Source organism: Frankia sp. CcI156 (genome assembly GCF_001983015.1).
Taxonomy (GTDB): Bacteria; Actinomycetota; Actinomycetes; order Frankiales; family Frankiaceae; genus Frankia; species Frankia casuarinae.
In genome coordinates this window covers 1-23,669 of the sequence record NZ_MOMD01000043.1, presented here as the reverse complement: position 1 = coordinate 23,669, position 23,669 = coordinate 1, and the positions used below count along the sequence as shown (strand labels likewise).

The 23,669-nt window shown below is 70.7% G+C and carries 18 protein-coding genes and 3 pseudogenes; 8 read left to right on the top strand and 13 right to left on the bottom strand.

Annotated features, from left to right (window positions below):
- The first annotated feature begins 49 nt into the window (after window positions 1-49).
- From CcI156_RS16240 to CcI156_RS16215, 6 genes are all read left to right on the top strand, one after another.
- Complete coding sequence (locus CcI156_RS16240; protein ID WP_011435429.1) at window positions 50-1,189, top strand: sensor histidine kinase KdpD; 1,140 nt, start codon at window positions 50-52, stop codon at window positions 1,187-1,189.
- A gap of 105 nt (window positions 1,190-1,294) precedes the next feature.
- Window positions 1,295-2,338: an SDR family NAD(P)-dependent oxidoreductase gene (locus CcI156_RS16235; protein WP_076806606.1), complete on the top strand. Its 1,044-nt coding sequence runs from the start codon at window positions 1,295-1,297 to the stop codon at window positions 2,336-2,338.
- A 650-nt stretch (window positions 2,339-2,988) separates the two neighbouring features.
- The gene (locus CcI156_RS16230; RefSeq protein ID WP_011435427.1) at window positions 2,989-4,491 is read left to right on the top strand and encodes an NAD(P)/FAD-dependent oxidoreductase; all 1,503 of its coding nucleotides are present in this window, start codon (window positions 2,989-2,991) and stop codon (window positions 4,489-4,491) included.
- Between the two features lie 183 nt (window positions 4,492-4,674).
- Window positions 4,675-5,193: a DUF5666 domain-containing protein gene (locus CcI156_RS16225; protein WP_011435426.1), complete on the top strand. Its 519-nt coding sequence runs from the start codon at window positions 4,675-4,677 to the stop codon at window positions 5,191-5,193.
- Between the two features lie 824 nt (window positions 5,194-6,017).
- Complete coding sequence (locus tag CcI156_RS16220) at window positions 6,018-6,818, top strand: class I SAM-dependent methyltransferase (RefSeq protein ID WP_076806603.1); 801 nt, start codon at window positions 6,018-6,020, stop codon at window positions 6,816-6,818.
- 13 nt (window positions 6,819-6,831) lie between these two features.
- Window positions 6,832-7,215, top strand: a complete 384-nt coding sequence (locus CcI156_RS16215; protein WP_076806601.1) for a hypothetical protein — start codon at window positions 6,832-6,834, stop codon at window positions 7,213-7,215.
- 52 nt (window positions 7,216-7,267) lie between these two features.
- On the opposite strand, the gene CcI156_RS16210 is transcribed toward CcI156_RS16215, so the two are convergent.
- The 10 genes and pseudogenes from CcI156_RS16210 to CcI156_RS16175 form a co-directional block, all read right to left on the bottom strand.
- Complete coding sequence (locus CcI156_RS16210; protein WP_011435423.1) at window positions 7,268-7,819, bottom strand: FHA domain-containing protein; 552 nt, start codon at window positions 7,817-7,819, stop codon at window positions 7,268-7,270.
- Window positions 7,820-7,879: 60 nt separating this feature from the next.
- Window positions 7,880-8,362 (bottom strand): Rieske (2Fe-2S) protein, encoded by a 483-nt coding sequence (locus tag CcI156_RS16205; protein WP_076806597.1) that lies wholly within the window; start codon window positions 8,360-8,362, stop codon window positions 7,880-7,882.
- Between the two features lie 22 nt (window positions 8,363-8,384).
- Complete coding sequence (locus CcI156_RS16200; RefSeq protein WP_076806595.1) at window positions 8,385-8,957, bottom strand: DUF6529 family protein; 573 nt, start codon at window positions 8,955-8,957, stop codon at window positions 8,385-8,387.
- 171 nt (window positions 8,958-9,128) lie between these two features.
- Window positions 9,129-11,801 carry an aminopeptidase N gene (gene pepN / locus CcI156_RS16195; RefSeq protein WP_076806593.1) on the bottom strand — a complete coding sequence of 891 codons (2,673 nt, stop codon included), beginning with the start codon at window positions 11,799-11,801 and terminating at the stop codon, window positions 9,129-9,131.
- Window positions 11,802-11,882: 81 nt separating this feature from the next.
- The gene (locus CcI156_RS25750) at window positions 11,883-12,068 is read right to left on the bottom strand and encodes a hypothetical protein (RefSeq protein ID WP_035730953.1); all 186 of its coding nucleotides are present in this window, start codon (window positions 12,066-12,068) and stop codon (window positions 11,883-11,885) included.
- Between the two features lie 40 nt (window positions 12,069-12,108).
- Window positions 12,109-12,246, bottom strand: a pseudogene (locus CcI156_RS27040) (DUF5996 family protein); the annotation flags it as partial.
- 53 nt (window positions 12,247-12,299) lie between these two features.
- Window positions 12,300-13,982 carry a glycosyltransferase family 39 protein gene (locus CcI156_RS16185; RefSeq protein ID WP_076806591.1) on the bottom strand — a complete coding sequence of 561 codons (1,683 nt, stop codon included), beginning with the start codon at window positions 13,980-13,982 and terminating at the stop codon, window positions 12,300-12,302.
- Complete coding sequence (locus CcI156_RS16180; protein WP_254847464.1) at window positions 13,979-15,697, bottom strand: glycosyltransferase family 2 protein; 1,719 nt, start codon at window positions 15,695-15,697, stop codon at window positions 13,979-13,981. The genes CcI156_RS16185 and CcI156_RS16180 overlap by 4 nt, the downstream gene beginning before the upstream one ends.
- Window positions 15,698-16,060: 363 nt before the next feature.
- Complete coding sequence (locus CcI156_RS25745) at window positions 16,061-16,237, bottom strand: hypothetical protein (protein ID WP_023841309.1); 177 nt, start codon at window positions 16,235-16,237, stop codon at window positions 16,061-16,063.
- A complete protein-coding gene (locus tag CcI156_RS16175) occupies window positions 16,224-17,645 on the bottom strand; it encodes a glycosyltransferase family 2 protein (RefSeq protein WP_023841310.1) in 1,422 nt (473 codons plus the stop codon). Before CcI156_RS16175 ends, CcI156_RS25745 begins: the two co-directional genes overlap by 14 nt.
- 551 nt (window positions 17,646-18,196) lie before the next feature.
- Between CcI156_RS16175 and CcI156_RS16170 the strand changes: the two genes are divergently transcribed.
- Entirely contained in the window at window positions 18,197-18,886 is a 690-nt protein-coding gene (locus CcI156_RS16170) for a hypothetical protein (RefSeq protein ID WP_011435415.1), read from the top strand.
- A gap of 14 nt (window positions 18,887-18,900) precedes the next feature.
- Here CcI156_RS16170 and CcI156_RS16165 read toward each other — a convergent pair whose 3' ends face one another.
- From CcI156_RS16165 to CcI156_RS16160, 3 genes and pseudogenes are all read right to left on the bottom strand, one after another.
- Entirely contained in the window at window positions 18,901-21,921 is a 3,021-nt protein-coding gene (locus CcI156_RS16165) for an FAD-binding and (Fe-S)-binding domain-containing protein (RefSeq protein WP_076806652.1), read from the bottom strand.
- Between the two features lie 170 nt (window positions 21,922-22,091).
- Window positions 22,092-22,223 (bottom strand): annotated as a pseudogene (locus CcI156_RS27825) (IS30 family transposase); the annotation flags it as partial.
- A complete protein-coding gene (locus CcI156_RS16160) occupies window positions 22,184-22,933 on the bottom strand; it encodes an IS5/IS1182 family transposase (RefSeq protein WP_011435413.1) in 750 nt (249 codons plus the stop codon). The pseudogene CcI156_RS27825 and the gene CcI156_RS16160, both read right to left, overlap by 40 nt.
- Before the next feature lie 208 nt (window positions 22,934-23,141).
- Between CcI156_RS16160 and CcI156_RS16155 the strand changes: the two are divergent.
- Window positions 23,142-23,441, top strand: a pseudogene (locus CcI156_RS16155) (IS5/IS1182 family transposase); the annotation flags it as partial.
- Window positions 23,442-23,669: the final 228 nt, after the last annotated feature.

Sequence of the window (23,669 nt, the reverse complement as noted above, 5' to 3'; positions counted from 1 at the left end):
GGCGGGACGACGACCCCACGGGCGGGCTGCGAGCGAGAGCGAGGCCCCGATGAACGCCGACCTGGAGGTCATGGGGATCGCGCTCGGCTGTTCGACGGCGGCCGCGCTCACCGGCCTGCCGTTGCTGCGGGCGCTCCGGAGGCGGCCATTGTGGGCGACAGCAGCGTCATTGAGCGTGATACCGGTCGTCGCGGTGACGGTGGGGGTCGCCGGCACGGCACAGGCAATGTTCCTCTCCGATCATGACTTGCGGGTCGTGCTCATCGTGGTGGTCGTGTCGGCGGTGGTGGCGTCGGCATCCGCGGTGCGCCTGGGTGGCCCGGTCGTGGCGGCGATCGGGACGCTGACCCGGGCGACGGCGGCCCTGGGCGAGCCGGGCTATCACGGCGCCGACCGTGTTCCGACCGCCGAGCTCGGCGCGCTGGCGACGACCCTGGACGCGACCCATGTCCGCCTCGTCGAGGCGCGGGAACGGGAACGGGCACTGGAGGCAAGTCGCCGCGAGCTGGTGGCCTGGATCAGTCATGACCTGAGAACCCCGCTCGCGGGAATCCGGGCGACGGCCGAGGCCCTGCAGGACGGCCTGGTCACGGACGCCGAGACGACGGCCCGCTACCACCGGCTGATGCTCGCCGACGCCGAGCGGCTGACCGGCATGGTCGACGACCTGTTCGAACTGGCCCGGCTGCAGGCCGGTGCGCTGCGGCTGAGCCTGGAGAAGGTGCGCGTCGCCGACGTCGTCTCGGACGCGATCGCCGCGGTGGACCCGATCGCGCGGGCCAAGGGAGTCGTCGTCAACGGGCGGGCCGACCACGCCGGGTACGTTGACGCCGACGCGGCCGAGGTGGGGCGCGTGCTGACCAATCTCCTCGTCAACGCCATCAGGCACACCCCCGACGACGGAACGGTGGAGATCACCGCTACCGCGGACGCCGACCGGGCGGTCTTCGCCGTGGCGGACCGGTGCGGCGGCATCCCGCAGGAGGAGCTGCCCCGCGTGTTCGACCTCGGATTCCGGGGCGAGTCGGCCCGGACCCCCGGTGGTGACGACCATCCGCACCAGCCACGGATGCGGTCGGGGATCGGCCTCGCGATCGTCCGTGGCATCGTCGAGGCGCACGGGGGCGACGTCACCGTGCACAACCATCGGGAGGGCTGCCGCTTCGTCGTCGCGCTCCCCACGTCCTGACGTCCGGACGCCGCCCGGGGTTGCGACGGCACGGGCCGGGCCGGGCTGGAGACGTTCCGTGGTTCGTAAGATCCGGCGCGTCCCGGCACCGTTAGCGTCAGCGTCATGCGGGTTCTCGTCACCGGTGGCGCCGGCTTCATCGGTTCTCACGTTGTTGACGCGCTGGTCGCGGCGGGCGACGAGGTCAGGATCCTCGACGCCCTGCTTCCGGCGGTGCACCGGACGAAGCCCCAGGTCAACAACGCCGCCGAGATGATCGTTGGGGACGTGACCGATCGGGACCAGGTCGCCGAGGCACTGAGCGGGATCGATGTCGTATGCCACCAGGCCGCCATGGTGGGTCTGGGGGTTGAYCTGGACGACCTTCCGGCGTATGCCACGAACAACGATCTCGGCACCGCGGTCCTGCTCGCGGCGATGGCCCGCGCCGGGGTGGGGCGACTGGTCCTGGCGAGCTCCATGGTGGTCTACGGCGAGGGTGGTTACCGCTGCCCGACGGACGGACCAGTGCGCCCCGGACCACGGCAGGCCGCCGAGCTGGACGCGGGCCGTTTCGAGCCGCCGTGCCCACGGTGCCACCGGCCGCTCGCGCCCATCGTGGTCCACGAGGACGCCCCCCTGGATCCCCGCAACGCGTACGCGGCGACCAAGGTCGCCCAGGAGCATCTCGCGGCGGCGTGGGCGGCGGAAACCGGCGGAACCGCCGTGGCACTGCGCTACCACAACGTCTACGGTCCGCGGATGCCCCGGGACACCCCCTACGCCGGCGTCGCGTCGATCTTCCGCAGTGCGCTGGAACACGGGCGGGCCCCGCGGGTCTTCGAGGACGGCCGGCAGCTGAGGGATTTCGTGCACGTCCACGACGTCGCGCGGGCTAACCTGCTGGCGTCCGGCCAGCCGCAGGCACCTGGCCGGCTGGTTCCCCTCAACATCGGCTCCGGTGATCCCCACACCGTCGGGGACATGGCGGACGCGCTGRCTCGTGCCTTCGGCGGTCCGAGGCCCGTCGTGACCGGCACCTCCCGGGTCGGYGACGTCCGCCATATCGCAGCCTCCTCGGCCCGAGCAGGCGATCTTCTCGGCTACCGGCCGCGGGTCGACTTCGCCGAGGGGATGCGGGCCTTTGCCCATGATCCGCTGCGGGACTGAGATTCTCCCCGGGTCCGCAATCCTCCCCGGGCCCGCTCGGGGCAGACCCACGAAGGACTAATCCCCGCCGACCATCTTCATGAGATCGAAGATGCATCCRCCGAACACGCTGCCCGTGAACGCTGCCCGTGAACGTGCAGGACGCGAACGTCACGTCAAAGAACGAGCACCGAATGAAGGTGCAGGTGGTGAAAGCAGTGTCCGAATAGACTGATGCGCTAAACCGGACCCCCGGAAAGTGCACTCGGTCAAATCCACCGCACGAAGAAAACATGATCATAGCTCTGGCCAGACCGATCCCCGCCGTCGGGGCCCAGGGACCGGGTGGTCGTCCGCGTCCGCGGGGCCGGTTCGCCGTATTTCCGTTCGGCCCTGCGCCGCCGCCTTCCGGTCAGACACGATCTTCAGTGCCCACCCATGGTCGCACTCCGAACTGGGCGTATCACTCGACGAGGCATCAATCGCCCACGAATTGTGTTGCATGCCACATGTCCCGTCGATGCTATCCGGCGACAGGAGGTGACGATAAACACGATCCCATCTCGGATATACGGCGGAAAATAGTAGCCGGGGGCCGGCACCATCAGGTATATGGTCTTCGCGGCGCCAAGGGGCACCGCCGGAGTCAAGAGGCTGAGCGGAGAAGGATCGTGACCACGGACAGCGCCCAGACAGGGCAGGCCGGCGAACCGGAACGGCTCGAGGAGCGAAGCACCTCCCCGCACCGAGTAGTGATCATCGGGTCTGGCTTCGGAGGTCTGTTCACCGCGCAGGCCCTCCGCAAAGCACCGGTCGAGGTCACTCTCGTCGCGAAGACGACGCACCATCTGTTCCAGCCGCTGCTCTACCAGGTGGCGACGGGTATCCTGTCCGAGGGCGAGATCGCCCCGACCACCCGTGAGGTACTGAGCCGGCAGGACAACGCGCAGGTCGTCCTCGGCGAGGTGACCACCATCGACGTGAACGCAAGAACGGTCACGTCCCAGTTGCTGGGTCGCACGACCGTGCACCACTACGACAGCCTCGTCGTCGCCGCGGGCGCGGGCCAGTCGTACTTTGGCAACGACCATTTCGCCACGCACGCCCCGGGCATGAAGAGCATCGACGACGCGCTCGAGCTGCGCGGCCGGATCTTCGGGATGTTCGAGCTCGCCGAGGCGTCCACCGATCCCGCGGACGTGGAGCGGTTGCTGACCTTTGTCGTCGTCGGGGCGGGCCCCACCGGCGTGGAGATGGCCGGGCAGATCGCGGAACTCTCGCGCCGGACCCTGCGGCGGGACTTCCGCAGCATCGACCCCGCCAAGGCCCGAGTCATCCTGCTGGACGCCGCACCCGCCGTCCTGCCGCCGTTCGGCGAGCGGCTCGGCGCGAAGGCGGCCGACAAGCTGACCAAGATCGGCGTCGATGTGCAGCTGGGCGCCAAGGTCGTCAATGTCGACGCGACCGGCATCGACGTCGAGGACAGCGACGGCACCCGCCGGCGCATCGACTCGGTCTGCAAGGTCTGGGCCGCCGGCGTTGCCGCGAGCCCGCTGGGCCGACAGCTCGCCGAGCAGACCGGTGCGGGGCTCGACCGCGCCGGCCGCATCGAGGTGCTGCCCGACCTGACCCTGCCGGGTCATCCGGAGGTGTTCGTCATCGGGGACATGGCGAGCCTCAACCGGCTGCCCGGCGTGGCGCAGGTCGCGATCCAGGGCGGCCGGCACGCCGCCAAGGAGATCCAGGCCTGGGTCGCCGGCAAGCAGACGGGCCGGCCGTTCGAATACCATGACAAGGGCAGCATGGCCACCATCTCGCGGTTCAGCGCGGTGGCGAGCATTGGCAAGGTGCAGTTCAGCGGCTTCTTCGCCTGGCTCGTCTGGCTGGCCGTGCACCTCGTCTACATCATCGGGTTCAAGCACCGGCTGACCACCCTGCTTCACTGGACGGTGAGCTTCATCGGCCGGGGCCGGTCGGAACGTACCGTCACCGAGCAGCAGATCTTCGCCCGGGTCGCGGTCCAACGCCTCGGAACGGACTTCGCGCCCTCCCTGCCCCCGCACGCGAGTCAGGAGGCGCCGTCCTGGACGGGGGCCCGGACGATCGTGCCGATGCAGCCGCAGGCCAAGGGCGAGGGCAAGGGCGAGGACAGCCGGCAACCGTCCCGGGTCTAGCGCGTAGCGCGGATCCGGCCTTCCACGTGGTTCGCACCACGCTCGCATGTTGCTCACATCTCGCTGTCGCATCGTGGGCTCCGACCGCGTGCCGCCGTGGCGCGCGGCGCCCGGCCGATCGCCGCCGCTCAGGGCCGACGACCGGTTCGCGGCGTAGTGACGCGACGCGGAAGGACGACACAGATGCGCAGCTTCCTGACCGGACGATGGGGTGCTGGGGTCGCCGCAGCGGGTCTGCTTGGGCTCGGGTTGGGGGTCGGGCTCGGGTTCGGCGGGACAGCCGCATCCGCTGCCTCGGACCGGACTGCCAGCGCAGCAGCCACCCCAGCCGACCACACGTTCCTGGGCGACCATCCGCGACTCGCCGAGGCCCGGCTGCGTTCCCACGACGGGCTGCGTCCCCATGGCGGCATCTGGGCCGGCGGCGGCGTACACGGTGAGGCAACGGTCAAAACCGGCAAGGGCTTCCAGGTAGTGGCGGGGCAACGCGGGAAGGTGACCGCGGTGAGCCCCACCTCCCTGACGGTCACCAGTGAGGACGGCTACGTCGGCACCTATGTGATCAACGCCGATACCCGGTTGCGGATCGACGGGGACGCCGCGAAGGTCTCCGACCTCCACCCGGGGGCGACGGTCCGGGTGGGCGCGACGGTCAAGGACGGCACCCGCACGGCGGTGGTCGTCGCCCAGCCCCAGGACTGACCTACCGCCGAGGGCCTATCCCGGCATCGAAGATCACCTGGGGGACGCCTGTCAGCGTGACGGCGGCGTCCCCCCTCCGCCATCCGGCTCGTCCGCAGGAAGCTCCGGACAGCCCTCGCGTTCGAGGTCCGCGGCGCGGACCATGCGACACCGCGGGCACGGTGTCCCCGGCCGCGCCATCGTCTTCAGCCCCTGGCGGGGACGCCGTCCCCGATGTTCCGGACACCGCAGGTACAAGAAGTCGGCCTGAACGGGCATCGATTTCTTCATGGCAGGGGAACCTTTCCGGTTCCACCGCATTCCCGACACTTGATGTTGGCGTCACCGTCGAAAAGACCGTCCTCGTCCGATTCCGCCTGCGGGCGCGTCTGATACTGCGTGCCGTTGCAGGACGAGCAGGTCATCAGGCCTAGGCTGAGCCGCTCGTCGGGCGGCCGAAAATACCGACTGGATCTTTTTCGTTGTCTCGCCACGCGATCAAGGGTGCACGCTCCATCACAGCCTGTCCAGACGCATCCACCACCAGGGCGTCATCCGGGAGACAGGCGCACCGTACTCATCCCATCCATCACTCGTCCGGCTACTTTGCCTACATTTTGACCCCCGGGCCGGCGCCATGGTGAGCGGCGGGAGCGACTGGACGACCGCGACCTCGTCGAAGCGGCCGTGTGCCTCGCCAACGGCGAGCGCAGGAGCGCTCCTGCTGGTCTCATACGATGACCGACTGATTCGTCGAGGCAGGCAGGCCGTCGTGCCGCGGTGGYCTGTCCCGGCACCGCGATCGGCGCGCAGTCCGTGGCCACCCGGAGAAGGACGAGGGATGGATGATCAATAATGCTGCCCACGTACGGACCAACCGTGCCCGCTGGAACGAGATCTCTGACGACTACCAGCGACTGAACGCCCCGCAGATCCGCCGGCAGGTGTTCACCGGCGACATCTCCTGGGGGCTATGGGCCGTTCCGGAATCACGGCTCGGCGTGCTCGGTGAGGTCACCRGACGGGACATCCTGGAGATGGGCTGCGGGGGCGGCCAGTGGTCGAGCGCGCTGGTCCGGCGGGGGGGCCGACCGATCGGCTTGGACCTCTCCGAACGGCAGCTGCACCACAGCAGACAGCTCGCCGCGGAGACCGGGCTGTCCTTCCCCCTGATCCAGGCGAGTGCTGAGGCGGTGCCCTTCGCCGACGACTCGTTCGACATCGTCTTCGCCGACCACGGCGCCTTCTCCTTCGCGGACCCCTTCCGGGCCGTGCCGGAAGCCGCACGCGTGCTGCGCCCCGGCGGCCTGCTCGCCTTCAGCCACGTCAGCCCGATCTACGAGATCACCGTGGCGCCGGGCCGGGACGCCCCTGGCAGTCGCCTGACCYGCGACTACTTCGGGCTGCGTTTGCTGGCCGAGGCCGACGGCCTGGTCAGCGCCAACCTTCCCTACGGCACCTGGATCAGGCTCTTCCGGGACAACGACCTCGTCATCGAAGATCTTCTGGAACCCCGCCCGGCACCGCCGGCATCCGACAGTCACAGCGAGGAACCGGCACCCGCCCAGCCCGAACGCGGCGACAAGGCATGGGCGCGCCGCTGGCCCTCCGAATGCATCTGGCGGCTACGCAAGCCGACGCGGTGAAGGCATCGGCCTCGTGACGACCACGCTGACTGGCGACGCCGCCMCGCACGCCGCTCTGCTGACGGGCATGGCGGATCTCGCCCGCCGGCTCCGACCGGGCGGCCGGGAGACTCCCGTCGTGCTGTCGCACCACGGTGAACGGCTGATCGTGCGCCACGGTGACGTCGTGCTCAAGGCCCACCCGCCCGGATCCGGCCCACAGCCGCCCGCGGCCCGGCTCCGGCTCGTGGCCACATCCTGCTGTCCCCGCTGCCGTCCCCGCTACCCCAGCCGTCCCCGCTACCCCAGCCGTCCCCGCTACCCCAGCCGTCCCCGCTACCCCAGCCGTCCCCGCTACCCCACGCCACCCCTACCGGTCTGGACGGGCTTGCCGTCCGGGTCCACGACCGATGGGTGAGTGCCTGGCCGCGATGGGTGAGTGCCTGGCCGGCCGGAGGGCCGGCCGGAGCTCAGGACAGCGCGAGCAACGCGCCGAGGGTGAAGCCGACCGCGGCGAGCCACACGAGGGTGGGCAGAGCGCGCAGCCAGCTCGCCACGGGCGAGTGGCCGGCGTGACGCTGGGCCGGAACCTGGGCGGAGTCCGCCCCCGCCGGGACGGGGCTGGGATCGATGCGGCCCTGGCCGCCCTGGCCGGCCAGCATGGTCGCCAGATTCCCGACGTCCGGGTCGTCGGGCGCGGCGGGCGGGCGCCGCGGCGTGGGACTGACCGGGGCCAGGACGACCGTCGGCCCGTTCGCCGCGCCGAGGTGCACCTGCACCTCGCCGTCGTTCAGGGCGATGCTGCCGGTCCGGGCGCCGTCCACCCAGATGCCGTTGGAACTGACGTCCCGGGCGAGCCACCCGGCATCGCCGCGGGGCTCCAGCAGGACGTGACGCCGAGACACCCGGCCGTCCGCGATGACGACATCGCAGTCACGGCCCCGGCCGACGACGTGACTGCGGTCGGCGGACAGCACGCTCTGGCCGGACGGGACGGTGATCCGCAGCCCTGTCGGGTCCACTGTTTCTCCTCCTGGGAGGATCCGGCTCCTGCCGAGATCCGGGCGATCGGGGCGCGGGGGTCAGGCGGGGAAGATCGCGTTGTCGCGGACGGTGACGGCGACCGGCGGCAGCGGCTGTTTCGCCGGCCCCGCGACGGGTTCCCCGGTACGGGTGTCGAAGGCGCTGCCGTGGCACGGGCAGAGGATGCGGCCCTTCGCGATCGCGTTCACCGAGCAGCCCTGATGGGTGCAGACGGTGGAGAAACCCTGGATCGTGCCGGCGGCATTCCTCGTGAGCACCAGGCCGGCGTCGCCGAGGATGAGACCGCCGTCGGCAGGCACCTCGTCGACCMGGGCGAGGGGCGCCGCGCCGCCGGCCTGGCCACCGCCGTTACCCGCGCCCGAACCGTCGCCACCCGCGCGGGTCCCGCCCGCGGTTGCCTGCCGTGGTTTCGGATCGGCCGCGTCGCTGCTGCTGGCGACGACATACCCGACGGCACCCGCGGCGACGGTGACCGCGATGCCGGGGACCACGAGGCGCCGCGTCGGTGCTTCCTGCGTCATGACTTTTTCCTCGGGATCCTGTTCAGACGTGCGGAATACCGGACCGGGTGAAAAACCACAGTGAAGCCGTCAACCAGATTGCGACCAGGGAAACGAGAACCGTCGAGCCGAGGACGGGCAGTACCCACCCCGGTAACCCGCTAGTCCGTAGGCTGATCATCTTTGCCRCGTAGGCCCCGTAAAAGGCGCAACCCAGGAGGCTGTGGAGAAGCACCCGGGTGCCATCGCTGGCAAAGCCCAGCGCCCAGATGCAGTGGAAGGCCACCGGCAGGGTGAGGACGAACGCGGTCGTCCCGCTCCATCGGTGCAGCGGACCGGCCCAGCTCGGCGCCGGGCCCGCGCCGGGCAGCCGTCCCCACATCCACAGTGCCGTGGCCAGCTGAACGAATAGCAGAACGGCGGCGGCCGTCGTCAGCCACGCCTTCATCGGCAGCATRCCAGAGAAACCGAGGGTGAACAGCGGCCGCCCGGCCGGTTCGTGAACCCTCGCGTACACACCGGTCGACACCGCGACGGCGGCACCGACCAACAAAGTAACGCCTAATGCCRCACCCGCACTCGTCTGCCGTTCGGCCCKGTCCGTGCCGGCTGCCATACCGCCCCCCGTCCCCTGAGACACCCTTGCTGCGCGAACTATGCCGGAAAGAGCGCGGGCGCGTCCAGAGCCGTCGGCGAGATGACATCGTCAGTGGAATGACGATGCCGCCGGCCGGATAACGGGTGGGTTGGAGCAGGGCCGGCGTCAGGGCCGGAGACGGGCCCGGCGTCAGGGGCGGAGACGGGCCCGCACCGCTCGGCGGAGTTCGTCGGTCGCGTCGACGACGACGCGGCGCAGGAGCGGGTCGAGACGGTCGCGGGCCAGCAGGGCGTCCGCCTCCCGCACCGTCCCCACGGACACGGCGAACTGCGGATAGGCGTGGGTGGCGATCTGCCGGGCGGCGTGCGGGGATCGCCGGGCCGCCATCGCCGGCATCTGCTCGAAGTAGCGGGAGACGTACCCGTCGGTGAGATCCGCCTGCTCGGGCTGCCAGAAACCCTCGGCCGTCGCGGCGACCAGCCGGGCGGACATCGTGTCGTCGTCCACGATCATCCGCCAGGCCCGGGCTTTCGCCTCGGGATCGGCAACGGCGGCGCGGGCCCGCGCCGCATGCTCGGCGGCCCGGGCGCTGCGATCACGCCGGCTCTCGGCCGCGATCTCCCCCTCCCCGGCCCGCCCGAGTACGACCAGCCGGTGCAGCAGAGTCCAGCGTAGTTCCGGGTCGATGACCAGTCCGGCCGGCACGTCCGTCCCGGCGAGCCACGCCGCCAGCGTTCCCGCCTGCGCCGGTCCGCTACACCCGATGACCCCGCGGGCGGCGGAGAGCTGATGACCGCCTCCCGGTGCTGCGGCCGCGAAGGCCCGCGCGCAGGCGGCGTGGAGCGCCTGCGCCGCCGCCGGTCGCGCCGACGGCGCGAGATAGCGGTTCAGCACGGTGGCCCGGGCGAAACGCAGGGCGTCCTCGAAGACGGCGATCTCGGTCTCCCGGGGCAGCGCACCCGCGGCGAGCGTCAGATAGTCGGCGGCGGGCCATTCGGCGTCCCGGGTCGCGTCGGCCGCGGCCGCCCAGATGATCGCCCTGGCAAGCGGATCGGCCGTCCGCGGCAGGACAGTGGGCAAAGCGGCGAGGTCGGCCGGGACGAAACGGATCTTGGCGTAGGTCAGGTCGCCGTCGTTGACCAGCAGCAGGCGTCCCGCCTCGCTCCCGACCAGTGACGCGATCCCGGTGCGCCCGCCCGGCGCCRCCGGATCGATGTCCACCTCCACCCGGCGGAGCAGCACGATCGGCCCGGTCGGCTCCGTCGGATTGGTCGGCTCCGTCGGATTGGTCGGCTCCATCGGCTCGGTCTGCTCCGCCGGGCCGTAGACGCCGATGCCGATGCGGTGCGGACGCAGCGTCGGGTGCGTCGGCGGTGCCGTCTGGACCACTGCGACCTGGGCGAGGCGGCCGTCGGAGCCGATCGTGATCTCGGGGCGCAGCGTGTTGACCTGTGCGTGGCGCAGCCACACCTCGGCCCAGCCGGCGAGGTCCCGGCCGCTCGCCGTGGTCAGCGCGGCGAGCAGGTCGGCCAGGGACGCGTTGGCGAAGGCGTGCTGGGCGAAGTACGTCCGCAGCCCGGTCAGGAAGGCGCCGTCGCCCACCCAGGCGACCAGCTGCCGCAGGGCCGACGCTCCCTTGGCGTAGGAGATGCCGTCAAAGTTCAGCAGGGCGAGTGCGGTGTCGGGGACGTCGGCCGGGGCCACCGGGTGCGTCGACGGCCGCTGGTCGGCGGCGTAGCCCCAGCTCTTGCGACCGACGGCGAAGCTGGTCCACGCCCCGGTGAACCGCGTCGCCTCGGCGGTCACCCGATAGCCCATGTACTCGGCGAACGACTCGTTCAGCCACAGGTCGTCCCACCAGCGCATGGTGACCAGATCACCGAACCACATGTGGGCCATCTCGTGGGCGATGACGACGGCACGCAGCTCCCGTTCGGCCTCGGTCACCGCCGAGCGGAACACGAACTCGTCCCGGAAGGTCACGCACCMCGGGTTTTCCATCGCGCCGGCATTGAACTCGGGCACGAACGCCTGATCGTAGGTCCCGAACGGGTACCGGCTCGCGAACAGCTCGTGGTAGCGGTCCAGGCAGGCCCGGGTGACGCCGAAGATCTCCGCCGCGTCGGCGTCGAGGTACGGCGCGAGTGAGCGGCGGCAGAGCAGCCCGAGCGGGATGCCGTCGTGGAAGTCCTCGACGAGGTGGTACGGCCCCGCGACCACCGTCACGAAGTAGGTCGCCAGGGGTGCCGTCTCGGTGAACTCCCACCGCCCCGGCGAGGCCTGCTTCCCGGCACCGTTCGCCCGCACCGTCCAGTCGGGGGGTGCGGCCACGCTCAGGCGCACCGGCGCCTTGAGATCGGGCTGGTCGAAGCAGGCGAACATCCGCTGGGCGTCGTCGAGGAAGGTCTGCGCATACAGGTAGACCTCGCCGTCCTCCGGGTCGGTGAACCGGTGCAGCCCCTCGCCGGTGTTCGAGTACCTCATCGTGGCCGTCACCACGAGCTCGTTCGTCGCGTGCAGCGTCGCGAGGGGGAGCCGGTTGCCGTCGACGGCGGAGGGGTCCAGCGGCTGGCCGTTGAGCCACAGTTGCTGGATGGATACCGGTTTGAGCTCGACGAACGTCGCCGGTGCCGGTTCGCCGTCCGCCGACGAGCCGGCCGTGGCGAGGGAGCCGTCCGTGGCGAGGGAGCCGTCCGTGGCGAGGGAGCCGTCCGTGGGGGGACGGAGGCTGAAGCGCACCCTGGTCGTCGAGCCGAACTCCGTCGACGTGCGAGCCGCGGTCAGGTCRAGCTCGATCTCGTAGCCATCGACGCGGRCCAGGCCGGCGCGGGCGAGGRCTTCGTCCCGGGTGAGGCTGTGCATACGGCGAACCTATGAGATGCCTCGCCGCCCGTCCGACGTGGACCTGGTCACCCCCCGATCTTGCCGGGTGGCCCGTCGATGTCAGTGCCCGGAGGCGAGGACAGGGTCGGTGACGCCGTGGGGGCAGGCGAACCGCTCGATGTCCCTACCCGCCCGGTAGGCCCCGGCCCGGTAGGCGCTGTCGTCGAAGTCGAGAACGCCGGCCCGCCGGTCCGGGCCGCGCTCGAGGGCCGCGAGCGGGAGGACGGCACGGATGCGGATGGTCAAGGCGGATCTTGATGCCGAGCGCCGCCAGCGCGTCGAAGGTGCGGCGGTAGAACGACGCTACCGACTGCGCGACCAGGGGAAATGAGATCCTCTCGCCGTCCAGGCGCTGGACGACCAGCTCATGACCGACGAAGTCGAAGTCGATGGTGAAGATCGGGTTTCCGTCGACCTGGCCCATCGGACGCGTCGTCAGTCCACGGCCGGTCAGCTGGAGGGGAAGATGTCACGGGTTCAGCACCGGTCAGGCCGGCCGCGGCAGTCCGGGACGATGACCCGGCGAATCTCGATCTCTCCATCGCCGAACGACTTGAGGACCACCGAGTGCCGGAGCGCCTCGGCGACGAGCGGGACCTCAGCGAGCACCGAGTCGGGGGGCTTGCCCATCATCAGGTAGTCGACATCACGCCAGCCGTGGGGGAACCGGCCGCGCACCTGAGGGTCGAGGTCCAGCTTGTAGAACCACACCGGCAGCGGCCGGCGCCCGGCGATCGTGAGGTCGGTCCAGGCGATGTCGTCGGTGATRACGATGCCCTCCGGGGGAACGTTCGCGAGGAACCATCGGGTCGCCTCCCGGCTCGGGGCACTCGCGTCCTGGGTGAGCGCGGTGCGAATTTTCGGTGTCCAGTCCGGGATCACCGTCGCGGCGGCCACGGACAGGGCCACCAGGACCACGAGGCAGCGCAGGCCATTGACGATCATGGCCGCGGTCGCCCCCACCCCCGCCCCGGGCCCCGACCCCGGCCCGGCATGACGCGGCGGACCGCGTCGCGGCCGTGCTCCACTCGGCAGGACGGCGTCGAGCAACCCTGCCACGCACAACGCGGCGAACGGGAGCATCGCGGTGACGTAGGGGTTGGGCAGGTAGCCGTTGCGGAAGACGAAGGCAAACTGCAGCAGCAGTAGTCCGGCGACGACCCRCAGCCGCCGCAGGGCGAGCAGGGGAAMCGCGGCCGCAATACCGGCGAGGACCAGGTAGGGATCGAGATCGAGCCAGGACCGCACGACATGGTAGGTGTCACTGCCGGTGTCGAGCACGCTGCCGCTCGGGGCCCGGTCGAACAGCTGCCATCTGATCGCCCATTCCAGCGAGACGTGGCCGGGCCCCTCGAACAGCTCGTTCTTCGCGGCCGCATACAGGATGTAGATGCCGCACACGCCGATCAGGCAGCCCATGAAGTTGCGCCGCACGAATCGCCAGTTACGAGGATCACGATTCTGCCGGAGCAGTACGTACAACCCCGGGAGGAAGAGCAGGACGGTTTCCTTCGACCAGAACGCGAAGGCCATGAAGATCCCGGCGAACGCCGCCGCCGCGACACTGCGTCGCGGCGACGCCGCGCACACCAGGGCGGCGAGCAGCCACATCACGGCGATGTTGTCGAGGAACGCCATCCGCTGATACCACAGGGCGAGCGGTGAAAGCGAGAAGACGAGCAGGGCCAGGCCGGCGAAGAACCGTCGTAGGCCGAGGAGCCGGCCGAACCGGTACAGCAGCACGCAGCTCACCAGATGCACGCCGAACATGAGCTCGCGGGCCGCGGTGACCGCCGTCGGCGCCCGGTTGAAACCATCAGTGATCTTCGTGTAGATGGCAATCAACAGCCATCCGCCGAACGGATGGTCATACCAGTACGTGTAATGCGCGATCCGGTTCCAGTACTGCATCGAATAAGCCTGGGCGGCATACGTGCCCTCGTCGTCGGTGACGCGGCCCGGCCAGCCGTCGAAATTGTAACCGTGCAGCACCGCCACCACCGTCAGGAGCACGGCGAGCAGGAGCAGGCTGCGGCGGCGGACGCCGACCCAGCCGACCAGTCGGCCGGTGAGCTCCCCGGCCCGGGCTGCGATCCAGGTCACGGCGGTCTGCGGGCCGAGCGGTCGGGGGTACGGGTTCGCGGCGTCGGGTGCGGTCACGACRCCGCCTCCAGCTCGAAGCGGCCGGAGCCGGTGCTGTGGTGGGCCCCGGAGTGGGAGGTCTTCTCCCACTCGACCCGGCCACGCAGCAACCGGGCCGTGGCGCGCACCGCGGCGGCGGAGAGCGCGAGCTGGTACAGCGGGGCGCAGAGCACGAGCCGCACGCTGTCCCAGCGACGCAGATCGAGCCCGTACGCCTCGGCGAACTCGCGGAACGCCGCCTGCTCGGAGAAAACCGTCATGACGGTCGCACCGAACGGAAGCCAGAAGACGATGACCAGACCGGTCGGCGCCGCCAGAAACAACGTGAGGACCAGCGACACCGGCAGCAGGACGCCGGCGAGTGCCTGGAAGAACGGCATCGTGAGCATCTCCACCGCCATGATGCGCTGACGTGCTCCCGGCAGCGCCCGCCAGTCCCCCTTGAAGAGGACCTGCATGAACCCCATCATCCAGCGGGTGCGCTGGATGATGAGTTTCGTGAGGCTTTCCGGGGTCTCCTCCCGGGTCGTCAGATCCGGATGGTAGAAGACCGCGGTCGGGATTCCGGCGGCCGAAGCCCGCACCCCGAGGTCACAGTCCTCGGTGAGGCAGGAGACGTCCCACCCACCGAGCCTTTCCAGCACCGTTCGCCGAATGAACACCGTGTTGCCGCCGAGTGGGATGAAACGCGCGCGCGCCTGGAAACGCAGCCGCGACATGAACCAGATGTAGTATTCGAGGCAGTTGCGGGCCCGCCACCAGGAGGTGCCCGCGTCCAACCAGTGGAGGAACGCCCGTATCGGTGAGTGGTCCGCGGCGCGCCGCCACGCCGTGGCACGCGCGTTCATGAGCTGCACGCCGCCCTGAAAGATGCCGACGTCGGCGTGGCGCAGGGCCAGCGTGTTCACGTAACGCAGGAGTCCCCCGGCGAGCAGGGACTCCGCGTCGACGACGCCGACCAGGTCGCCGGTGCAGTGCCGGCGGGCGTCCTCCAGGGACAGGGGTTTACTACGCCGGCTGCCTTCGGGCGCGACGACCCGCACGTTGGAATGCCGGCCGGCGATCTCCTCGGCGACCCGTCGGGTCTCCTGGTCGACCTCGTCATACGACACCATCACGACCAGTTCCACCAGGTCGCCGGGGTAGTCGCCGGCAAGGATCTGGGTCAGGGTCCGCCCGAGCACCGGCTCGTCGCGGGCGGGGACGATGAGGGAGAAGCGGTTGCGGGGCGCGAGGTTGCCGGTCAGGTCCACGTGATGCACCCGCTCGGGACGCTGCCAGCTGTACTGGCCGCGCACGAGGGTCAGGCTGGCGACCAGCAGCATCAGCAACGAGACGATCGTCCATGCGGCGAGTAGCACGACGTGGTGATGCTCGGCCGCACGCACCCCCAGCGTCACCGCGAGGGGCACGCTGACCAGCGCCCACACCCAGCGCCGCCGGCGGCTGGCGCCGGGGATCGACCCGCGGGTCCGCGCCCGGAGCCGACCGGACAGGACCAGGCCGCCGGTCACCGCCGCCACCGCGCCCAGTACCACGGCGAACGGCTGGCCCAGGCGCGGACCGCCGTACGAGACCAGCCTGATGTCCGGCGAACCGGCGAACATGTAGACGTACCAGCCGCCCGACTCGCACGCGAGCCGGGCGAGCCACGGGATCCGCCGGCCCCGGCCACCCCGGCCGAACATCCGAGGCAGGACGACCGCGAGTGCGCCGGGCAAGAGGTAAGACATGCTCCCGTCCAGACCGACCAACGCGGACAACACGAGGGCCGACGTGGTGTGCAGGGCGGCCCCCCACCCCGCGGCCCACCACCCCGCGGCCGCTACCATCCACAGCCGAGGTGAGCGTCGGGGCACGCGGGGATCTCGGTGCGCATGGGCATGCCGACGCGCGCCGCGGGGGAGCGCCCGCGCACGCGGGACTTCGGAATCAGAATCGGATGTCACCTGTACCTGCCTGAAAGGGGTGGGCACGGAGCACCGCGGGCGGGCGACACCGCGGCGGGTCCGGTCCCCGGCCTGGATGGAAGGTCAGTTCGCCGCGACGAGCTTCGGGAGGTCGGCCACGTACTCGGCGACCGTGGTGTCGGCGAATTAGCTCCTCGCCATTCCCTTGTAGTTCGTCGTCGGCGTGGAATACGCCAAGGTGCCGCCGGCAAGCATGATCCGCCTGTCGGGGAGCTGCGCATGCCCGGAACAGAACAGCCGGATGAGGACCCCACCGGCGCCGAGGTGTACGCCGTCACCGGCGGGTGGGCTACGAAACCGCACCGGACACCCCGTCCTCCGACGGCCTTCCGTGGGACGGCGACACCGCCCGCTCAGACACCGCCCGCTCAGACACCGCCCGCTCAGACACCGCCCGCTCAGACACCGCCCGCTCAGACACCGCCCGTCGCCGGTACACCAGCCGATCCACCACCAGGTATCGGACGATCACCGCGGCGGCCAGGGACATCAGGGTCGAGATGCCGACGCCGAGATGCCATCGCCCGACCAGCACCGCGAGCAGTGGCAGCCGAATGACCAGATCGAGATTGTTGATGAGCGCGAACGCCGGATAGCGACGCAGCCGGGAACCCGTCTCCCGATCCCAGACCAGGAGCTCGCAGCCGAGGAAGTTCCAGCCGACGGCGATCTGGGTCGCGACGATCGCCGCGACCAGGTAGTGCAAGCCGACGTGGTGAAGCACGGCGGTGCCAAGCAGGTTCGGCACCGTCCCGGACGCCCCGACCAGGGCGAACCGCGCGGGCTTCGGAACCCGCAACGCGAACAGCCGCCGGGCGAAGCGGGCGCCTTCGGTCAGCGAGGCGTTGGAGGTCCCGGCGTGCCGCTCGGCGAAGGCGTACCCGATCTCGCGGACGCGCAGCCGTCCGGACGCGACGAGCAGCTCCAGCAGGATCTTGTAGCCGTCCGGTCGCAGGCCGGCCCGGTCCACGACGGCGACCCGTACCAGGAAGAAGCCGCTCATCACGTCCGAGACGCCGCGCAGCCGACGGGGGAAGACCCACCGACACAACCGGTTCGACCCCGTCGAGACCAGGTGCCGCATGCTTCCAGCGAGCCCCGATGCGCTGCCGCCGGACACGTACCGGCTGCCGATCACCACATCGGCGGCATGTTCCACGGCGGTGCCGAGCAGCGCCGGGATGGTCTCCGGCGGATGCTGGAGGTCCCCATCGATGATCACCGCATAGGGCGCGGCACAGAGCGCGAAGCCCTCGCTGACCGCGCCCCCCAGCCCGCCGACCCGCTGGGCCGGGGTCCGGTGGTGCACCCGTACCGGTAACCGCACCGAGGGGCGGACGCGCGCGATGACCTCGGGCGTTCCGTCGTCGGAGTCGTCAACGAAGATTACTTCTCCGGACAGGCCGTGCAGCGCCTCGTCGAGGCGCCGCAGCAGCGGTTCGACGTTGCGCGCCTCGTTGCGGGTGGGTATCACGACCGACACCTGTGGCCCGACGTCCAGCCGGGAACCGACCGGTTCCGCGGCCGAACCGCCCGTCCGCTCGGGACGCTCCAGCGGGTGGCGGGGATGCGGCAGAACGGGCAGACGGAGCAGGCCCGTGCGGTCGTCCGGTCTGCCCGCCGGCCCGGTCCGGCTCCCCTGCTCGGTCCTACTCGCTTGATCGGTCCTACTCGCTTGATCGGTCCTGCCCCCCTGATCGGTCGAGGTCATCGGATCCCCCCGGGGCCACAGACCCGCGAAACGCGAGTCAACGCCGAGATAATCCCGATCCGTCGAATTCCGGACAATACAGCGCAACATTCACGCGGCCACATTCCTGTGGTGATCATAACGAATTTCCCCCAGAGGCAGCGGAACAAGAGAAGCCTCGGATCGAGCCATCTACCGGCACCCCATGCCCGATCCGGGCCCTACGGTCATAAGGCCGGGCGAAAAATTACCGCAGGTCGTCAGCCGGCGGGGGCGGGTGACCACCAGGAACACTCCGAGACACGGCCTCCCCGCTAAGCCGGGTGCGCCGTGCCACACCGCACTCCACCGGCATGCTTTCTGACACTTCCGGGCAACCCGGTTGGCCGGTACCGTCCGGCCCTATAATTCAGAAATCACCGATCAACATCCCCGCATAGGGCCACAAGTCCCGGCCCCACGGAGCGGTACATCGCGACAACACGTGGAACCACCCCGGCCGGGTTGACGACAGTCACGACCGCAGAACCCCGCGCCCATAGACTTCCCAGCCATAAACCCCAGGGAGCACGGTGTCAGACCAGCCTCGCAAGAGCAGAGCGGACAGGGGGCACGTTCGCCTCAACCAACGGGATCTCCACGCCCTCGAATGGATCTTCGATATGCGGGCCGCCTTCGAGTCGGACATCTCGGAGATTCTCGGCCCGGAACACCCGATCTCCAAGAACGCGGCCCGCGCCGTCGTGAAGCGCTGGGAGAACGCCGGAGTCGCCTCCGCCGATCCCGTACTCGCCGGCCAGGGCCGGCTCGTACGGCTCACCGCCGAGGGCACCCGGCTGGTCAGTTCGATGGAGCTGGAATCCGACGGGGCGGCGACGAGCGCGGCGGGGGCCGTGCGCCACGCCATGGTCGCCCGCGCCCGGCTGCGGATCGAGAACGCCGGGGTGGGCGGGTCGCGGGTGCTGGCCTGGATCAGCGAGCGACAGTGGCGGCACGAAAACGAGGCCGCCCTGCACACCGGGTCGCACGTTCCCGACGGATTCGTCCGCCTCGATGGCGGGATGACGGGAGTCGTGCAGGTCGGCCATACCCGGGTGGAGGTCGCCCGGCTCCGGCCACTGATCGCGAAGCTCGCCCGTCACCATCCCGTCGTCGTACTCGCCGTTCCCCGGGGAGAGCTGGCCGGCAACCCGGCCGGCCCCGCCGCGGTCACCGACGACGGCGACGGCCTGCCGGCGACGGTCTTCACCGTGGAGATCTGACTTCGCTTCTGACGTCACTGTGGAGATCTGAGCCCGGCGAGACGCTCGGCGAGCAACTCGGCGAGATGCCGCCCGCGCCGGGCGGCGACGTGTTCGGCCTGGGTCCGGCAGGAGAATCCGTCGGCGAGCAGCACGGTGCCCGCGGGAGCCGAGGCGATCGCCGGGCCCAGGGTACGGGCAGCGATCGCCATCGACACGTCGTAGTGCCCGGCCTCCATACCGAAGTTGCCGGCCAGGCCGCAGCAGCCAGCGAGGACGTCGACGTCCGCGCCGGCCGCCGCCAGCAGGCCGCGGTCGGCGGCGAATCCCATGACCGCGTGCTGGTGGCAGTGCGGCTGGGCAAGGACGCGCACCCCGTCGAGACGCGGCGGAGTCCAGCCGATGGTGTCGGCGAGCAGCTCGGCGAGGGTACGCACCGCACCGGCGACCAGCGCGGCTGCGGGGTCGCCCGCGAGCAGCTCGACGAGGTCGCCGCGCAGCACCGCCGTGCAAGACGGTTCCAGGCCGACGATCGGCGTCCCGGCCCGGGCGTACGGCGCGAGGCAGTCGACGGTCGCTCGCAACCGGTGGCGCGCACCGTCGAGCTGGCCGGTGGTGATCCAGGTGAGACCACAGCACGCGGGGCCCGGCGGCACGATCACCCGGTAGCCGGCGTCCGCCAGAACTGCCACGGCGGCCCGGCCGACTTCGGGGGAGAACGCCTCCGTGAACGTGTCGATCCACAGCACCACCTCCCGGCTGTGGGCCTCGCGCCGGTGGATCGCCCGCCCGTCGGCCGCTTGCCCGTCAGCCGGCCGCCCGTCAGCCAAGTACCCGTCGGCCGGGTACCCGTTTCCCAGGTCCGAGCCGCTTCCCAGGTCCGAGCCGCCGTGCTCGCGCCACCAGCGGCTGAACGGTTGCCTGGCGAAGGCCGGCACCTCGCGGCGCGCGTCCATGCCCCCCATCCGCAGCAGCAGCCGTCGCACCGCCGGTCCGGCCAGCACCGCGTTGACCAGGCGTGGYGCCCGCCCGGCGACCCGGGCCCATCGGGGCAACCAGCCGAGCACGTAATGGCTGACCGGCCGGAGTCGATGCCGGTAGGCGCGGAACAGCACCTCGGACTTGTACGTCGCCATGTCCACCCCGGCCGCGCAGTCGCGCGCGCACGCCTTGCACGACAGGCACAGGTCGAGCACCTCGGCCACCTCCGGGGCCCGGGCGCCCCCGGCACCTCCGCGGACCAGCGAGCCGTTCGCCATCTCCTGCAGCACCCTGGCCCGGCCGCGGGTGGAATCCTTCTCGTCGCGCGTCGCGAGGTACGACGGGCACATGAAGCCGCCGGCCGCCGGCGTGTCGGCCCGGCAGGTGCCCAGCCCGACGCAGCGGTGGACGGCCCGCCCGAACTCCCCCGCGTCGGCGGTGAAGGCGAATCCGCCGATAGTGGGCAGCGGGCGAGCCGCCGGCAGGCGCAGGTCGGCGTCGATCGGCCTCGGCCGGACCAGCACAMCCGGGTTGAGAAGATCGTCCGGGTCGAACAGGGCCTTGAAACCGGCGAAGACGCCGAGCGCGGCCGGCGAGTACATCCTGGCCAGCAGCTCACCGCGGGCCCGGCCGTCCCCGTGCTCACCGGATATCGAGCCGCCGTAGGAGGCGACCAGGTCGGCGGCCTCGGTCAGGAACGGGCGCAGGCGCCCCGGGGCCTCCGCCAACGGTAGATCAATCCGGATGTGCACGCAGCCGTCCCCGAAGTGTCCGTACGGCACCCCGTCGATCCGGTGCGCGCGCAGCAGGTCTTCGAAGTCACGCAGGTAGGCTCCCAGGCGCTGCGGCGGCACGGCCGCGTCCTCCCAGCCGGGCCAGGCTGGTTCCCCCGCCGCGCTCCGCCCGGCGAGACCCGCGCCGTCCTCGCGGATCCGCCAGAGGGCGCGGGTCTGCGGGCCGGTGGGCAGCACCCGGGTGGCCCTCGTGCCCGCGGCGGTCGCCAACGCCCAGCCGGCCGCGAGCGCCTCCGCCGGGCTCGCCCCACCGACCTCGACGAACAGCCAGCCGGTGCCGGCGGGAAGCTCCGGTACGGCCCGCGGTCCCCGGTGCCGGCGCACGATGTCGACCAGGCGCGCGTCCATGCCCTCCACCGCCAGCGGAGCGTGCGGGAACAGCAGCGGCACGGCGTCCGCGGCGGCCGGCATGTCCGGATAGCCCAGCACGACCATCGCGGTCGCGGCCGGCCGGGGGACGAGGCGGACGGTCGCCCCGAGCACGACCACACAGGTGCCCTCGGAGCCCACCAGGGCCTTCGCCAGGTCGCCGCCGCGTTCGGGCAGCAGGTGCTCCAGCGAGTAGCCGGAGACCTGGCGGGGGAACCTGCCGAGTTCGGTGCGCAGGACCGCCAGGTTGGCCCGGACGAGGTCGTCGAGCCCGGGGACTGCCGGATACCCGGGGACTGCCGGATACCCAGAGCCACCCGATCGCCCGGAGCCACCCGGGCCGACCCGTAGTCGACGTCCCGTGCCGTCGAGCACGTCGAGATCGACGATGTTGTCGGCGGTCCGGCCGTAGGCGATCGCCCGTGCGCCGCAGGCGTTGTTGCCGATCATGCCGCCGATGGTGCAGCGGGCATGGGTGKAGGGATCCGGACCGAATCGCAGCCCGTGCCGGCCGGCCGCCTCCTGGAGGCTGTCCAGGATGACCCCGGGCTGCACGCTCGCGGTGCGGGCGGCCGGGTCCAGGGAGATGATGCGGTGCAGGTGGCGGCTGAGATCCATCACCACCCCGGGGCCCACGGCGTTGCCCGCGATGGAGGTGCCCGCGCCCCGGGTGGTCAGCGGGGTCGCGGTGGACCGGCAAACTGCCGCGATCGCCAGGATGTCCCCGACCTCCCGGGGGAACACCACAACCGCGGGCGGCACCCGGTAGTTCGAGGCGTCGGAGGAGTACTCGGCCCGGCGCCGGGCCGAGGCGTCGACCATGGGCCGGACCACTCGATCATGATCTACACCGGTGCCGGCGACCATCGATCCGGCCGTGGTCGGTCGCTCCCCGAGCGCCGCCCGCAGCATCTGGACCAGCTCCGCCCGGTCCCCGGCCCCTGTTCCGGCCCCGGCCCGATCCCCGGGACGCCGAAACTGTCGGCGAAACCGTTGGACCCGCACGCGACGCTGCTCCCGCTGCACCCCACCATCCTCGCCACGGGCCGGGCCGGCCGCACCGGATCGACCTGCCACTGTGGATCTTCAATGAGATCGCCCTCCCGGAACCCGGGCACGGCACGGTCGGTGGCCTCCTTCGGCCGCTCACTGAGCCTTTTCAAAGTTAGCTTTCCTAAATCTCTTCCTCGGTGAGAATGAATGCGGCGAGGGCGAACTTCCCGACACGGCGGGGACAGCCGCGGAAGCGGTCGAAGATGTGCCAGTTCTTCAGGATCGCGAAGCCGCGCTCGCCTCTGGCGCGGGTGGCGGCGTGGGCACGGTTGATCTCCTTTAGCTGATCGGACAGGTCGCCGCCGGGTGGCTTCTTGTACGGAACGAGGAGGTGGTCTCCTTCGCCGCCGACATATCCCTTGTCGGCGAAGAGGTGGAGCTCCGAGCGGTCGATCACGTGGAGGATGTCGTGCATGCGGGCGGCGGTGAGGTCGTGGACGCTGCCGGGAAGCCCCTCGGAGATCCAGATCATCCTGCCGTAGGGGTCGGTGAGGCCCTGVAGGTTGATGCCGTGGTACTTGTGCTTGCCCGAGTAGTACAGCTTGTTGTGTGCCCGGACACGGGTGGTGCGCACGACCGTTCCGTCGAGGATGAGGAAGTTGCTCTGCGTCCACGCGAACGTCCACACCGCCGCGAGGCGGCTACGGCCGCGGGTGGCCAGCAGATCGACGGCCTCGCGCACGTAGTTGTAGACCGTCCCGACACTGACGCCGAAGCCTTCGGCGAGTCGCTCGTAGGTGTCGCCGTTGCGTAGGTGCGCGAGCACGAGGAGTGCCTGCCCGTGTGGGGACAGCTTGCGCCACGTCTGGCGCTGAGCGCGGTCGTCGGCCAGCAATGTCGAGGCCCAGGAACGAGCGGAAGCGCAGGCCATACGACCTAAGCCGCACAAGCTGGCGGTGAAAACGCGGTTGCACGACGCGGTCAATGAGCCTTTCCCGGCAACGGGTCGTCGCACTGGGTAGCCGTAACGGACTGTGATGGTCTGGCGGGTGGGGTCGGGCCGGGAGACAAGGCGGCGCGGGGTCTCGGTAGGAAGTGTCCTTCCACAGATCACTTCACCGAAGGACCCCGCGTCCCGCATGAGTTTCACATACACCGCCGAGCTRCCCTTCGGCGATCACACCGTCTTCCGCCTGGCCGGACTGTTGGTCGCGGAGCGTCAGCGTCGTGGTACCCGTAACGGCAYTCGCACGCTGTCCGCGCTGGAGCAGGCCGTGATGGCCCTGCGCTGGTTCTGTGACGGCACGCGGACCCGCCCGCCCCTCAACGATCATGGAGTGTCCCGCTCAGTGGGCTACCGCTACCTGCACGAGGGCGTCGCCGTGCTGGCCTGGCAGGCCCCTAATGGGACATACCGGGCAGCCGTGAGGCAGGCTCGGTTCCGGTAGCCGCCAGCAGGTGAGCACTCGAGGSCCCTGGACGCWGGACGAGTCCTAAGGTCAGACCGTGCCCCTGYCGGTGGTCGRGAGAGCGGACCACAGATGGGATGTCGTGCCCGCTGATCGTGGCGTGAGCACTTGACCATTAGGGCGTGGTGGATCTCCTGGAGGCTGCCGGACCTGGTGCCGAGAGACGGGAGACCCGGATGCTGTTCGTCGGTGACGACT

Coding starts and splice junctions, on each gene's coding strand:
- CcI156_RS16175 (WP_023841310.1), bottom strand. CDS start 17,645: ATGACCTCGACCGATCAGGGGGGCAGGACCGATCAAGCGAGTAGGACC.
- CcI156_RS16225 (WP_011435426.1), top strand. CDS start 4,675: ATGCGCAGCTTCCTGACCGGACGATGGGGTGCTGGGGTCGCCGCAGCG.
- CcI156_RS16240 (WP_011435429.1), top strand. CDS start 50: ATGAACGCCGACCTGGAGGTCATGGGGATCGCGCTCGGCTGTTCGACG.